The 14063-nt window shown below is 68.0% G+C and carries 11 protein-coding genes; 1 reads left to right on the top strand and 10 read right to left on the bottom strand.

The annotated features are described in order from the left end of the window. Nucleotides 1-91 precede the first annotated feature (91 nt). The 4 genes from PW843_10160 to PW843_10145 all read right to left on the bottom strand — a co-directional run bounded on the left by PW843_10160 (nt 92) and on the right by PW843_10145 (nt 4534). Nucleotides 92-415 carry an EthD family reductase gene (locus PW843_10160; protein ID MDE1146971.1) on the bottom strand — a complete coding sequence of 108 codons (324 nt, stop codon included), beginning with the start codon at nt 413-415 and terminating at the stop codon, nt 92-94. A gap of 108 nt (nt 416-523) precedes the next feature. Beyond that, nucleotides 524-1279 (bottom strand): EAL domain-containing protein, encoded by a 756-nt coding sequence (locus tag PW843_10155; GenBank protein ID MDE1146970.1) that lies wholly within the window; start codon nt 1277-1279, stop codon nt 524-526. Next, entirely contained in the window at nt 1263-2516 is a 1254-nt protein-coding gene (locus PW843_10150; GenBank protein ID MDE1146969.1) for a diguanylate cyclase, read from the bottom strand. The genes PW843_10155 and PW843_10150 overlap by 17 nt, the downstream gene beginning before the upstream one ends. 266 nt (nt 2517-2782) lie before the next feature. Next, a complete protein-coding gene (locus PW843_10145) occupies nt 2783-4534 on the bottom strand; it encodes a GGDEF domain-containing protein (protein MDE1146968.1) in 1752 nt (583 codons plus the stop codon). A gap of 408 nt (nt 4535-4942) precedes the next feature. Here PW843_10145 and PW843_10140 point away from each other — a divergent pair, with 408 nt between their 5' ends. Beyond that, a complete protein-coding gene (locus tag PW843_10140; protein ID MDE1146967.1) occupies nt 4943-5725 on the top strand; it encodes a 3-hydroxybutyrate dehydrogenase in 783 nt (260 codons plus the stop codon). 308 nt (nt 5726-6033) lie between these two features. Here PW843_10140 and PW843_10135 read toward each other — a convergent pair whose 3' ends face one another. The 6 genes from PW843_10135 to PW843_10110 form a co-directional block, all read right to left on the bottom strand. Further along, nucleotides 6034-7695 (bottom strand): OFA family MFS transporter, encoded by a 1662-nt coding sequence (locus PW843_10135; protein ID MDE1146966.1) that lies wholly within the window; start codon nt 7693-7695, stop codon nt 6034-6036. A 313-nt stretch (nt 7696-8008) separates the two neighbouring features. Then, entirely contained in the window at nt 8009-8224 is a 216-nt protein-coding gene (locus PW843_10130; protein MDE1146965.1) for a formate dehydrogenase subunit delta, read from the bottom strand. Next, entirely contained in the window at nt 8214-9092 is an 879-nt protein-coding gene (fdhD, locus tag PW843_10125) for a formate dehydrogenase accessory sulfurtransferase FdhD (protein ID MDE1146964.1), read from the bottom strand. Before fdhD ends, PW843_10130 begins: the two co-directional genes overlap by 11 nt. Beyond that, nucleotides 9089-11950 (bottom strand): formate dehydrogenase subunit alpha, encoded by a 2862-nt coding sequence (gene fdhF, locus PW843_10120; GenBank protein MDE1146963.1) that lies wholly within the window; start codon nt 11948-11950, stop codon nt 9089-9091. The genes fdhD and fdhF overlap by 4 nt, the downstream gene beginning before the upstream one ends. A gap of 14 nt (nt 11951-11964) precedes the next feature. Further along, entirely contained in the window at nt 11965-13524 is a 1560-nt protein-coding gene (locus PW843_10115) for an NADH-quinone oxidoreductase subunit NuoF (GenBank protein MDE1146962.1), read from the bottom strand. Further along, the gene (locus PW843_10110) at nt 13524-14036 is read right to left on the bottom strand and encodes a formate dehydrogenase subunit gamma (GenBank protein ID MDE1146961.1); all 513 of its coding nucleotides are present in this window, start codon (nt 14034-14036) and stop codon (nt 13524-13526) included. Before PW843_10110 ends, PW843_10115 begins: the two co-directional genes overlap by 1 nt. Nucleotides 14037-14063: the final 27 nt, after the last annotated feature.

The following is a 14063-nucleotide window of genomic DNA, read 5'->3' as shown; positions in this document are numbered from 1 at the left end:
GCAGCCGCCGGAGCGTTTTGGGGAGCGTAGCGGACTGAAACGCGAGGACAGCCAAGCCGGCGGATGCCGGCGCCCGGCGTTTGAGGGAACCTTAACGCGGCGCGTCCACCACCACCTCGCTGACCTGCAGCACGGGGGCGAGGTCGGTGTAGTTGGCGATGTCGGCCACGATCTCTTCCGCATGCGCGCCGAAGGCCGCCCAGAAGGTCTCGGGCGATTCACTGAAGATGTGGCACATGCCGACATAGGGCGGCGGCACGTCCGGACCGTCGCCCGACAGGCCTTTGTCCACGGTGTAGTACAGGCAGGCGCCGCCCAGCAGCCGCTGCACCAGCGGCATGTGGGTGTCTCGGTAATAGGCGTGATCGAAGCGGGCACCGGGTTTGTTGGCGTAAACCACGCTGACTTTGATCATGACGGCATCCTGTGAGGGTGGCCCAATGCGGCCGGGTCCCCCCTTGTATGCCGGCCCGGCACCGGGACGAATTGTTCCATAGTCGTATGCCGGGGTGGGGGTGCGGGGTCAGCCCTTCAGGAAGTCGCGCTCCAGCAGGTCCACCGGCATGGGCCGCGCGAACAGGAAGCCCTGGACCTCGGCACAGCCCTGGGCCGCCAGCCAATGCCACTGTTCCTCCGTCTCCACGCCCTCAGCCACCGTCTTCAGGCCGAAGCTGCGCGACAGGTCCAGCACGGCGGTGGCGATGGCGGTTTCGGCCGGGATGTCGGTGACGAAGGACCGGTCCAGCTTCAGCGCCGTCACCGGCAGGCGGCGCAGATAGGCCAGCGAGGAATAACCCGTGCCGAAATCGTCCACGCTGATGCCCACGCCCAGGTCACGCAGGCGGGCCAGCAGCGCCTCGCTGTGGTCCAGGTCGCGCATCATGCTGGTCTCGGTGATCTCGATGTTCAGCAGTTCGGGCGGCAGGTAGGACTTGGCCAGGCAGTCGGCCACCAGGTCCACCAGCCCCGCCTCCTGCAACTGCCGGGCGGAGACGTTGACCGATACGGGAACGGAATGACCCGCCGCCAGCCAGCGCGCCGCCTGTTCGCACGCGGTGCGCAGCACCCAGGCGCCGATGGGCACGATCAGGCCGGTTTCCTCGGCCAGCGGGATGAAGTCGCCCGGCATGACCAGGCGCTCCGGCTTCTGCCAGCGCAGCAGCGCCTCGACCCCGGCCATCTTGCGGGTCAGCGTTTCGAGCTTGGGCTGGTAATAGAGGACGAACTGTTCCTCCTCGATGGCGCGGCGCAGCGCCGTCTCGTTATGCAGGCGGGCCACCGCGCGTTCCATCATCTCGCGCGCGACGAAACGATGAGCGCCCGCCGCCGGCGTCCTTGGCGGTGAACATGGCGACGTCGGCGCCGCGCAGCAGCGGTTCCGGGTCGCGGCCGTCGCCGGGGAACAGCGCCACGCCCACGCTGGCCGTCAGGGTCAGGGTATGGCCGTCGATGACGTAGGGGGCGGCGATGGTTTCCAGCAGGCGGTCGGCCAGGCGGGCCGCCACCTCGGGCTGGGGGATGTCCTCCGCCACCACGGCGAATTCGTCGGCGCCCAGGCGGGCCACGCTGTCGCCGGCGCGCAGCACGCCGGTCAGGCGGGCGCCCACCTCGCGCAGCAGGCGGTCGCCCACCTCCAGCCCGTAACTCTCGTTGACGGTCTTGAACCGGTCCAAATCCAGGTGGAAGACGGCGACGTGATAGCCGCCCCGCGCCGCCTTGGGCAGGGAGCGGCCCAGCTCCTCCGTCAGCAGCACGCGGTTGGGCAGGCCGGTCAGCAGGTCGCGCGTCGCCATGCGCCGCTGCGCCTCCTGGCTGGAGGCCAGGCGGGACAGCAGCTCGTTGGTGCGCGCCGCGATGTAGCCCAGCTCATCCCGCTCATGCCCCACGGGCAGCGGCAGGGCCGTTTCCAGCGGCCGGTCGGGATCGATGCGGGCGATGGAGCGGCCCAGGCCGAACAGGGGCCGGGTGACATAGCGGTGCAGCACCGCCACCAGGGCCAGGCCCAGCAGCAGGTTGCGCAGCACGCCGCTGAGCAGGCCGGTGCCGGCCAGGATCAGCAGGTCGCGGGCCAGCACCACCGGGTCCAGGTCCAGGCGCAGTTCGCCGATGACCTCGCCCTCGCCGGATGCGTTGGCGCCCGGCACATTGGGCCCGGACGCGTTGGGCTGGTGCAAGGGGCGGCGGATGGTGGACAGGTCGCCGAACACCAGGCGCGACAACGGCCCGGTCAGCCAGCCATCCGGCGCCGGCTTGCGCCGCATGCCGGCCAGCCGCTCGTTATCCTTCAGCAGGATTTCCACGTCGGACACGGCATGGAGCTTCAGATTGTCCAGGATCACCTGATTGGCCAACTGCGCGTCCAGGTTCCAGGCGGCGATGGCCGCACTGCCCTCCGCCTGGGCGGCGATGTCGTCGATCAGGGTCAGCACCTTCTCGCGCTCACGGCTGGCGGCCCAGCCGATCTCCACCGCGGAAAAGGCGAAACCGATCAGCAGCGCCGCGACGGCGCCGCGCACACCTTCCTTGAAGGACAGGGACGACCAGAAGGACCAATGGAAACGGGCGCCGTCCGCCCCCGTGCCCGATCCCTTTTTGTCGGGCGGGGTTTCCCCCGGGGCTGGATCCTGGCCATGAGCGGACGCGGCGTCCGGCGCCGATCCGGCCGGATCCCCCGCCGGGTGGTGAAAAGAGTACCTGACCAAGGAAAATAGCGCCCCAAAAGTCCCGTATCGCGATGGACGCCCCGAAACCGGCGGGGTCGCCCGGCTGACGGCCAGCCCCGTCATCCTGTCACCATGAACAGATTGTCGGGCGCCGCCTTGGCCGCAGTTTTATGGACCGCGATCAGTTCCACAAGTGTTTCCAGTCCGGGGCGGCTGGCACCGGCGCAAAGCGGCACCATGACGGCGCTGACCCGCAGCAGGGGATAGCGCCGCATGGCGCCCTCGCGGTCCTTGGCCTCGAACCAGCCGCGCTCGCGCGTTTCCACGTCGTACAGGCTTTCGGCGTCGGAGCGGAAGCGGCCCAGGAAGGCCGCCAGGCGTTCCCGCACCCGCTCGGCCGGCAGGCCGCTGACCGACAGGAAAAAGTCATCGCCGCCGATGTGGCCGACGAAGCCGCCCAGGGCGGACGCCTGAACCTTCAACTGCTCACTGAACATCAGGATGGCGCGGTCGCCCTGGCGGAAGCCGAAATAATCGTTGAACGGCTTGAAGTTATCGAAATCCAGATAGACCAGGACATGGTCGCGTTCCCCATCCGCCACCAGGGCTTCCACCTGGTTGGTGATGGCGTTGTTGCCGGGCAGGCGGGTCAGCGGGTTCTGGTCCACGGCACTGGCCAGGCGGTGTTCATGCAGCAGGCGGACCAGCGACTGGCTGCTGAGGAACCCGACATATTCCCCACCCTCGACAATGATGACGCCGTCGCTGTCGGTGGCCTCGGCGAACAGTTCGATCACCCGCTCCAGGGGCGTCCCGATGTCGCAGACGGGACAGGGGATGACGAAATCCTTCAGGGTGTTGCCGAAGGACCGGTTGCGCAGGATCTCCGTCCCATAGCGGGAATAGACGAAGGGCTTCAGGTGGCGTTCCCGAATCAGGCCGCGCGGCACCCCGGCGCGATCCACCACCGGCACCACCGGCGGGGCCGCCAGGTTGCCGAAATACTCCAGCAGCTTGGCCTTCGGCGCCTCCAGCGGCAAAGGCGTGATGCGCTCGATCAGTTCGAACAGGCGCTGGCGGGCGGGGGCCGGGCGGCGGCGGTCGCCGCGCATCAGGGATTCCGCGATCTCGCTGCCCTCGGCCATCAGGCCGGGGTTGGGGCGGCCCAGCAGGTAACCCTGGGCATGGTCGCAGCCCAGGTCGCGGCAAACGTAGAATTCGCGGGCCGTTTCCACGCCCACCGCGATGGTGGCCAAGCCCAGGGCATGGGCGCTGCCGATCAGCTGGCCCAGCAGGGCGCGCTTGGCCTGGTCGCCGTCCACCCCGGCGATGAAGGCCCGGTCGATCTTCACGTAAGAGGGGGTGTCGGCCAGCAGGCGCTGGAAATCGGCGCCGCCGATGCCGAAGCGATCGAAGGCCACGTCCACCCGGCCGCGCCGGTCGCCGCCATCACGGCCGGTCCGCGTCGCCACCGGCGCGCCCCCGCGCACCTCATAAACCAGGTGGAGTTGGTCGGCCGCGGCCGGCGGCGGCAGTTGGCCCTGGACTGCCGGGTGCACGTTCAGGAACAGCCGCCCCTCCGCCGTGCCGCCCGCCGCCAGATAGGTGTCCACCGCCAGGGCATGGACGTAGACCTCGACCAGGGCCAGCACGCCATCGGCGGCGGCGGCGTCGAACAGCGCGTCCACACCCGCGAAGCCCGCCGCCTCCGCCCCGCGCAACAGGGCCTCATGCCCGTGCACCCGGGCGGTGCGCAACTGGACGATGGGTTGGAAGACGGGATGCAGCTGCGCCACAACGTCGCGCCAGCGCGGCGGCATGCCCATGGGCGGCACGGGGCGGGTGGCGCCGCCACCGGCAAGCGGTGACACGGCGGCCCCCGCCGTCCCCGGGGACGGCCTTCCGGCGTCGCTCTCTTCAGGCATCAAGATCAAGGCCGATCGGACCTTCTGGCCGCAATAAAGAGTGTGTCCTTCAGTAATAGCGGGCCTTGGTGACAGTTGTGTGATGCCCTCGCGGACTTGGGACCGTATCGCCGGCGGGCTCCCCCGCGACGCTACACCGCACCCGCGCCGTCTTTTGTCTGTTTGGAACGCAATCAACCGGCAATCGGCCTATGACAACGGCTTAGGCCGTGGGCGGGGCTTTCGGCGGCGCACACATCGTCTTATATCAGGGGCGGTCGCAAGGCGCCGTCCCCCGGTCCCGGCGCGGCACGAGAAGTTATCGCCCAAAAAGTCCTCACCCGTGAAAACGTCCTCAATCGAGAAGGGGTAGTCATGCTGAAGGGTAAATCCGCCGTCGTCACCGGTTCCACCAGTGGCATCGGCCTGGGCATCGCCCGCGTGCTGGCGTCCAAGGGTGCCAACATCATGCTGAACGGCTTCGGCGACGCGGCGGAGATCGAGAAGATCCGCAGCGGCCTGGAGACGGAGTTCGGCGTGCGCGCCGGCTATGACGCCGCCGACATCTCCAAGCCCAGCGACATCAAGGCCATGATCGACAAGACCGTGGAATCCTTCGGGTCGATCGACATCCTGGTGAGCAACGCCGGCATCCAGTACACCGCGTCCATCGAGGATTTCCCCGAGGACAAGTGGAACGCCATCATCGCCATCAACCTGTCCGGCGTGTTCTGGGGCATGCACTACGCCCTGCCCTACATGAAGAAGCAGGGCTGGGGCCGGCTGATCAACATCGCCTCCACCCACGGCCTGGTGGCCAGCCCGCACAAGGCCGCCTACGTCGCCGCCAAGCACGGCGTCGTCGGCCTGACCAAGGTGGCAGCCTTGGAAACGGCGGAGATCAACATCACCGCCAACGCCATCTGCCCCGGCTGGGTGCTGACCCCGCTGGTGCAGAAGCAGATCAAGGACATGGCGGCCAAGGACGGCATCAGCGAGAAGGACGCCGAACTGAAGCTGCTGTCGGAAAAGCAGCCGTCCAAGAAGTTCACGACGCCGGAAGAGCTGGGTGAACTGGCCGCCTTCCTGTCCACCGACGCCGCCGCCCAGATGACGGGCGTGCCGCTGCCGATGGATGGCGGCTGGACGGCGCAGTGATGCGGGTGCCCTGCGGGCGCGGCCATCCGGCCGCTTGCCATCCTCGCTTTCCAGTCCGCTCCGCTCCCCGGAAAGCTCCGGCGCCTGCGGTCGCAGGCTAGGAAAAAAGGAAGCAGGAAAAAATAAGGGCGCGCCCGGGTGATCGGGCGCGCCCTTGTCTTTCCAGAACCGCCTCATGCAAGCGGCACGAGATTTTGCCTCGTGCCGCTGTAGGCTGCGACCGCAGCCGCCGGAACTTTCCGGGGAGCGGACTGGAAAGTGAGGAAGCCCAAGCCGGCGGATGCCGGCGCCCGGCGTTTGAGGGGGCCTTAATTAAACAGCGGCGCCGCCTTTTGCAGGGTGACCCACACGCCCCAGAGGATGGGGATGCCCACCGCAGCCCAAGCCAGCGCCGCCTTGGCGTCCAGGCCGCCCCGGCCGATGCCGAAGGTGCCGCCGGCGGCATCGGCGTTGGCCGCGGCCACCACCTTGGCCTGCAGGGCCGCCACCTGCCCATCGGTCATGAACCATTTGGCCGACAGCTGCCGGATGGCCAGGTTGCACAGCAACCCCACCACCAGGAAAACGGCCAGGACATAGAAGGTGACGTCGTAGACGTGGTCCTTCGGTATCCCCAGCGCCAGTTCCACCTCACGGATTTGGGCGACCACGATGGGGCCGACGATGCCCGCCACCGACCAGGCGGTCAGCAGCCGGCCGTGGATGGCGCCCACGAACTGGGTCCCGAAGATATCGGCCAGGTAGGCCGGCACCGTGGCGAAGCCGCCGCCGTACATCGACAGGATGATGCCGATGGCCAGCACGAACAGCGACACGCTGCCGGCGCGGGCCAGGCTGGGGGCGGCGGCGTACAGCGCCAGGCCCAGGGCGAAGAAGATGACATACGTCACCTTGCGCCCCAGCCGGTCGGAGATCGAGGCCCAGAAGAACCGGCCGCCGATGTTGAACAGCGACAACAGGCCGGTGAAGGCAGCACCAATGGTGGCGATGGAGGTTTTCTGCGCCGCGTCCAACTGGTCAAAACCCAGATCCGGACGGCCGATCAGGCGGCCGGCGAAAATCTCCTGCAACATGGGCGAGGCCATACCGATGACGCCGATGCCGGCGCTGACGTTCAGGCACAGCACGGCCCAGATCAGCCAGAACTGCGGCGTGCGGTGGGCGTCGTTCAGGTGGACATGGCCGTGGGTGATCATGGCCTTGCGCGCCGACACCGGCGGCGTCCAGCCATCGGGGCGCCATCCCGCCGGCGGGATGCGGTAGCCGAAGGCGCCGGCCAGCATGAAGACGAAATAGAGGACGGCCAGCACCAGGAAGGTCTGCCACACGCCGGCACCGTCCGGCCCCTTGAACTGGTTGATCAGGATGTTGGCCAGCGGCGAGCCGATCATGGCGCCACCACCAAAGCCCATGATGGCCATGCCGGTCGCCATGCCGCGCCGGTCGGGGAACCATTTGATGAGGGTGGAGACGGGCGAGATATAACCCAGGCCCAGGCCCACGCCGCCGATCATGCCCCCCACCCACAGCAGCCACAGCTGATGGACGATGATGCCGGCGGCCGACACCACCATGCCGCCGCACCAGCAGAAGGCGGCCACCACGCCGGCGCGGCGCGGCCCCACCCGTTCCAGCCAGCCGCCCCAGACGGCGGCGGAGGAGCCCAGGAAGACGAAGAACAGCGTGTACATGATCTGAATGTCGGCCACCCGCCAGTCGCAGCTGGTGGTGCTCAACGCCGCAAACAGCGAGATGTTCTTGCACGACGGATCCTGCACGCCACCCAGCGCCTTGGAGAGCGGCAGCCAGAAGACGCTGAAGCCGTAGGCCATGCCGATGCAGAGATGAATGGCCAATGCGGCCGGCGGCACCAGCCACCGGTTGAAGCCCGGCCGGGCGACGATGCGCTCACGATCCAATAGGGACCCGGTCGGGTTTCCGGATACGGAACCCGAGGTTGCCACGCTCATGGGACGCCTCCTGTTATGTTTTTATGCCCGCCCGCGCCGCCGACAAGATGGCCCTTCCGCCCCCGGAAGCCATCCACCCCAAACAACGGCCGCGTATTTACTCGGTTTTATTTTAGAGGGGATCACGAAAAAGCGGAATCGCTTTGAGATGCGAATCCTTCGTCGAACCCGAAATTCAGATCGAAAACGTTTTTGACCGGGTGCCACGGGCCTTGGATCCCGGGCAGTTGGGACAGAATCGCAGAAAGTGAGAAACGCGCGATGGAACAAGCGCTTAAGCTTTCCCGCGACTCAACGCGGGCACCGAAAAACCTTAGTTGACGCGGGGCAGGCTTTCCACCGCCTTCAGCACCTCGGGATCCAGGCCGGCGCCGCCCTCGGCCACATGGGCCTGGATGGCCCGGCGCATGCGCGGTTCCCAGAACTTGGCGATATGGTTGGCGATGCCGGCCGCCGCCTTGTCACCCGGCTGGCTGGTGAAGAACTTGCCGATTTGATTGGCCATGTAGACCAGCTTGTCAGGCGACATGACGCACGTTCCCTTGCTGAATACTATCCCCCTGTCCAGTGGGGGCGACGATGCGGCCGGGATGGGTGAAGACCTCGAACCCGTCGCGCCGCGCCACGGCCACCAGGGTGATGCCGGCCGCCTCGGCCGTGCGGATAGCGAGTGCCGAGGGGGCGGACACCGCCACCAGCACCGGCACGCCCATGGCCGCCGCCTTCTGGATCAGTTCCACCGACACCCGGCTGCTCATCACCACCACGCCGGCCGTGGCATCGACGCCGCCCCGGATCAGGGCGCCGGCCAGCTTGTCCAGCGCGTTGTGGCGGCCGACATCCTCACGCACCGCCACCATGCGGCCGCCATCGGCCTCCGGCGCCCAGAAGCCGGCGGCGTGCACGGCGCGCGTCTCTTCAAACAGGGGCTGGTGGTCGGACAGGGCGTCGCGCGCGGCGGCGATCTGGTCGGCATCGACGGTGAAGCCGGGCGCCACCACCGGCAGGGCCTTCACCGCCTCCGCCAGGCTTTCCAGGCCGCACAGGCCGCAGCCCATGGGGCCCGCCAGCCGGCGGCGGCGGCGTTCCAGCGCCTCCCCGGGGGTCTTGGCCAGCCACAGGCGGACGTTCACACCCTCGGGCACCACCACCAGGTCCAATTCGGCGATGTCGTCCAGGCCGCCGATGATGCCCTCGGTCACGCTGAAACCCAGGGCGAAGTCTTCCAAATCCTGCGGCGTGGCCATCAGCACGGCGTAGGCGGCAGCATCGTAGCTGACGGCCACCGCCGTCTCCTCCGCCACCACGCGCTCCCCCGCCTGGGGCACGCCGTCGCGCCACGCCACCCGGGGGGCGGGCGTGGCGGCGGGGGGCAGGGGCTTAGGCGCCGTCGTCATTCAGCGGCATCCACGGTGACGATACGGCGGCTGAGGTCGCTGTGGTTCTTGTACTTCGCCTGCCAGTCGGACGGGCCGTTGCTGGGACTGACCTGCACCGCCGTCACCTTGTATTCGGGGCAGTTGGTGGCCCAGTCGGAATAATCGGTGGTGATCACGTTGGCCTGCGTCATGGGGTGATGGAAGGTCGTATATACCACACCCGGCGCCACCCGGTCGGTGATCAACGCCCGCAGCGTGGTCTCCCCCGCCCGGCTTTGCAGTTTCACCCAATCGCCGTCGCGCACGCCCCGGTTCTCGGCGTCGTGCGGGTGCAGTTCCAGCCGGTCCTCCTGGTGCCATTCGCTGTTGGGCGTGCGCCGCGTCTGGGCGCCCACGTTGTACTGGCTGAGGATACGGCCGGTAGTGAGCAGCAGGGGGAAGCGGGCACCCGTGCGTTCGTCCGTGGGGATGTATTCAGTCACCACCAGCTTGCCCTTGCCCCGCGCGAAGCCGCCGATGTGCATGATGGGCGTGCCGTCGGGTGCGGCGTCGTTGCACGGCCACTGGACGGAGCCCTTCTCCTCCAGCAGCTCATAACTGACGTTGCGGAATCCCGGCGTGGTGGCCGCGATCTCCGCCATGATCTCGGACGGATGATTGTACTTCATGGCGTAGCCCAGCGCGTTGGACAGCAGCTGGGTGATTTCCCAATCGGCGTAGCCGTTGCGCGGCGGCATCACCTTGCGCACGCGGTTGATGCGGCGTTCAGCGTTGGTGAAGGTGCCGTCCTTTTCCAGGAAGCTGCTGCCCGGCAGGAAGACGTGGGCGTAGTTCGCCGTCTCATTGAGGAACAAATCCTGCACCACCACGCATTCCATGGCCTCCAGCCCGCGCGTCACATGGTGGGTGTCGGGGTCGGACTGCACGATGTCCTCACCTTGGACGTACAGGCCCCGGAAGGTGCCCTCCACCGCCGCGTCCAGCATGTTGGGGATGCGCAGGCCCGGCTCGTTATCCAGGGTGACGCCCCACATGTCCTCGAAAATGGCGCGGGTGGCGTCGTCATGGACATGGCGATAGCCCGGCAGTTCATGCGGGAACGACCCCATGTCGCAGGAACCCTGGACATTGTTCTGACCCCGTAACGGGTTCACGCCCACACCGCGCCGGCCCAGGTTGCCGGTCACCATGGCCAGGTTGGCGATGGCCATGACGGTGGTGGAGCCCTGGCTGTGTTCCGTCACGCCCAGGCCGTAATAGATGGCGGCGTTGCCGCCGGTGGCGTAGAGGCGGGCGGCGGCGCGCAACTCGGCCGCCGGCACGCCGGTGTAGACCTCCACCGCCTCCGGGCTGTGGCGATCTTCGGCGGCGAAGGCCGCCCAGTCCTGGAACTCATCCCAGTCGCAACGCTCGCGCACGAAGGCCTCATTCACCAGGCCCTCGGTGACGATGACGTGGGCGATGGCGGTCATCACCGCCACGTTGGTGCCGGGGCGCAGCGCCAAGTGGTGGGCCGCCTTCACATGCGGGGTCTTCACCAGGTCGATGCGGCGCGGGTCGATGACGATCAGCTTCGCCCCCTGGCGCAGCCGCTTCTTCAACCGCGAGCCGAACACCGGATGGCCGTCGGTGGGATTGGCGCCGATGACCAGGACGACGTCGGTGTCCTCCACACTGTCGAAGTCCTGGGTGCCGGCCGAGGTGCCGTAGGCGGTGCCCAGGCCATAGCCGGTGGGCGAATGGCAGACGCGGGCGCAGGTGTCGACGTTGTTGTTGCCGAAGCCGGCGCGGATCAGCTTCTGCACCAGATACGTCTCTTCATTGGTGCAGCGGGATGAGGTGATGCCGCCGACCGAGGCGCGGCCGTAGGTGGCTTGCAGGCGCTTGAACTCGCTTGCCGCGTAACCGATGGCCTCTTCCCACGACACCTCGCGCCACGGGTCGGTGATCTTGGTGCGGATCATGGGGTTCAGGATCCGCTCGCGGTGGGTGGCGTAGCCCCAGGCGAAACGGCCCTTCACGCAGGAATGGCCCCGGTTGGCCTTGCCATCCTTGTAGGGGACCATGCGCACCAGTTCGGTGCCGCGCATCTCCGCCTTGAAGCTGCACCCCACGCCGCAATAGGCGCAGGTGGTGACGACCGAGTGTTCCGGCTGCCCAATCTCGATCACCGACTTTTCCATCAGCGTCGCGGTGGGGCAGGCCTGGACGCAGGCGCCGCAGCTGACACACTCGCTTTCCATGAAGGGTTCATGGTTGCTGGCCGAGACCTTGCTGTCGAAGCCCCGCGCCTCGATGGTCAGGGCGAAGGTGCCCTGCACCTCCTGGCATGCACGCACGCAGCGGGAACAGACGATGCACTTGGACGGGTCGAAGGTGAAATAGGGGTTGGAGGTGTCCTTGGCCTGGCCCAGATGGCTGGCGCCTTCCATGCCGTAGCGCACCTCGCGCAGGCCCACCGCCCCCGCCATGTCCTGCAACTCGCAATCGCCATTGGCGGCACAGGTCAGGCAGTCCAAGGGATGGTCGGAGATGTAGAGTTCCATCACCCCCTTGCGCAGGCGCTTCAACCGCTCCGTCTGGGTGGATACCACCATGCCCGGCGCCACCGGCGTGGTGCAGGAGGCGGGGGTGCCGTTGCGGCCCTGGATTTCCACCAGGCACAGCCGGCACGACCCGAAGGCGTCCAGCATGTCGGTGGCGCACAGCTTGGGGATGGTGACGCCGCCGTCCATGGCGGCCCGCATGATGGAGGTGCCCTCCGCCACCGTCACGCTCTGGCCGTCGATGGTCAGCGTCACCATGGCCGCCCCGGCGTCGCCGTTCAGGCCCTTGGGGTGCGGGGTGCCGTAGTCGATCTCGGATACCATGCCCATGGCGGGGGCCTCCTTCACTCGGCCGCGACCGGCAGGCGCCGGCCGTGAAAATCCTCAGGGAAATGCTTGATGGCGCTCAGCACCGGATAGGGGGTGAAGCCCCCCAGGGCGCATAGCGAGCCGAACTTCATGGTGTTGCAGAGGTCTTCCAGCAGGGTGATGTTGGCCGCCACATCCTTGCCGGCCAGGATGCGGTCCACCACCTCCGCCCCGCGGGTGGAGCCGATGCGGCAGGGCGTGCACTTGCCGCAGGATTCCTCCGCGCAGAACTCCATGGCGAAGCGGGCCATGTGGGCCATGTCCACCGTGTCGTCGAACACCACCAGGCCGCCATGGCCGATGAGGGCGTCGCGGGCGGCGAAGGCCTCGTAATCGTAGAGGGTGTCGAACTGGCTGGGCGGCAGGTAGGCACCCAGGGGGCCGCCGGCCTGCACCGCGCGCACCGGGCGCCGGCTGGCCGTGCCGCCGCCGATCTCCATCACGATCTCACCCAGGGTCAGGCCGAACGCGGTCTCGAACAGGCCCCCATGCAGGATGTTGCCGGCCAGCTGGATGGGCATGGTGCCGCGCGACCGGCCCATGCCGAAATCGGCGTAGAACTGCGCGCCCTGGTCCATGATCACCGGGATGGTGGCCAGCGACAGCAGGTTGTTGACCACGGTGGGCCGGCCGAACAGGCCCTTCAGCGCCGGCAGCGGCGGCTTCGCCCGCACCATGCCGCGCTTGCCCTCCAGGCTTTCCAGCAGGGCGGTTTCCTCGCCACAGACATAGGCGCCGGCCCCCACCCGCAGTTCCAGGTGGAATTCCACGTCGCTGCCCAGGATGCCCCGGCCCAGCAGTCCCTCGGCCCGCGCGACCTGGAGTGCCGCCGCCATGGTGGCGTTGGCGTGCGGGTATTCGGAGCGGGAGTAGATGAAGCCCTTGGTGGCGCCCACCGCCAAGCCGGCGATGGTCATGCCCTCGATCAGGCAGAAGGGGTCGCCCTCCAGGATCATGCGGTCGGCGAAGGTGCCGCTGTCGCCCTCGTCGGCGTTGCAGATGATGTATTTCTGGTCGGCGGCGGCGTCGCGCACCGTCTTCCACTTGATGCCGGTGGGGAAACCGGCGCCGCCGCGGCCGCGCAGGCCCGACTTGGTCACCGCCTCCACCGTCGCGGCGCCGCCCAGCTCAATCGCCTTGACCAGGCCGCGATAGCCGCCGCCGGCCTTGTAGTCGGCCACCGACAGGGGATCGACGATGCCGCAGCGGGCGAAGGTCAGGCGCGTCTGCGCCGCCAGGAAGGGATGGTCCTCCGGCCGGCCGACGCGCAGGCGGTGGCTGGCGCCTTCCAGCCAGCCGGCGGCGAACAGGCCGGGCACGTCCGACGGTTCCACCGGGCCGTAGGCGATGCGGCCCTGGGCCGTCTCCACCTCCACCATCGGTTCCAGCCAGAACATCCCGCGGGAACCGGTGCGCACCAGCGCCACCTCGGCACCCAGGGTGGCGGCCTGCGCCGTCACGGCGCGCGCCACGTCGTCGGCGCCCACCGCCAGGGCGGCCACGTCGCGGGGGATGAAGATACGGGTCACAGCCATCACGCACCCACCCGGCCCGTATGGGACCAGTCGTTGCGGACCTCGTTGACCACGGCGTCGAGTTTTTCGCGGTTCAGGCGGCCCACCGGCCGGCCGTCCACCAAGGCGGCGGGGGCGGTGGCGCACAGGCCCAGGCAATAGACGGGTTCAATCGTCACCTGGCCGTCGCCGGTGGTGCCGCCCCATTGCAATCCAAGGCGGTGCAGCAGCCCTTCGGCCAATGCATGGCCCCCCATGGACTGGCAAGCCTCCGCCCGGCAGACCTTGACCACATGGCGGCCGGCGGGGGCGTGGCGGAAGTCATGGTAAAAGCTAATGATGCCATGGACATCGGCGCGCGAAAGGTTCAGCGCCTCAGCCAAGAGCGGGACGGCGTCATCGGGCACGTGGCCAAAGGTTTCCTGCAAGGCATGCAGTATCGGCAATGCAGGCCCATCGAGATTCCGGTGTTCCGCAATGACTTCAGCGGCCTTCTCGCGGGTCCAGCCGGTGGTTGTTGTGGCAAGCGTCACAGCCTTGGCCTCATGTCTCAGGCAATC

It is taken from the genome of Azospirillaceae bacterium (assembly GCA_028283825.1).
In the GTDB taxonomy this organism is placed as follows: domain Bacteria; phylum Pseudomonadota; class Alphaproteobacteria; order Azospirillales; family Azospirillaceae; genus Nitrospirillum.
The sequence above is the reverse complement of the archived record's forward strand: the minus strand, read 5'-3'. Positions and strand labels throughout refer to the sequence as shown.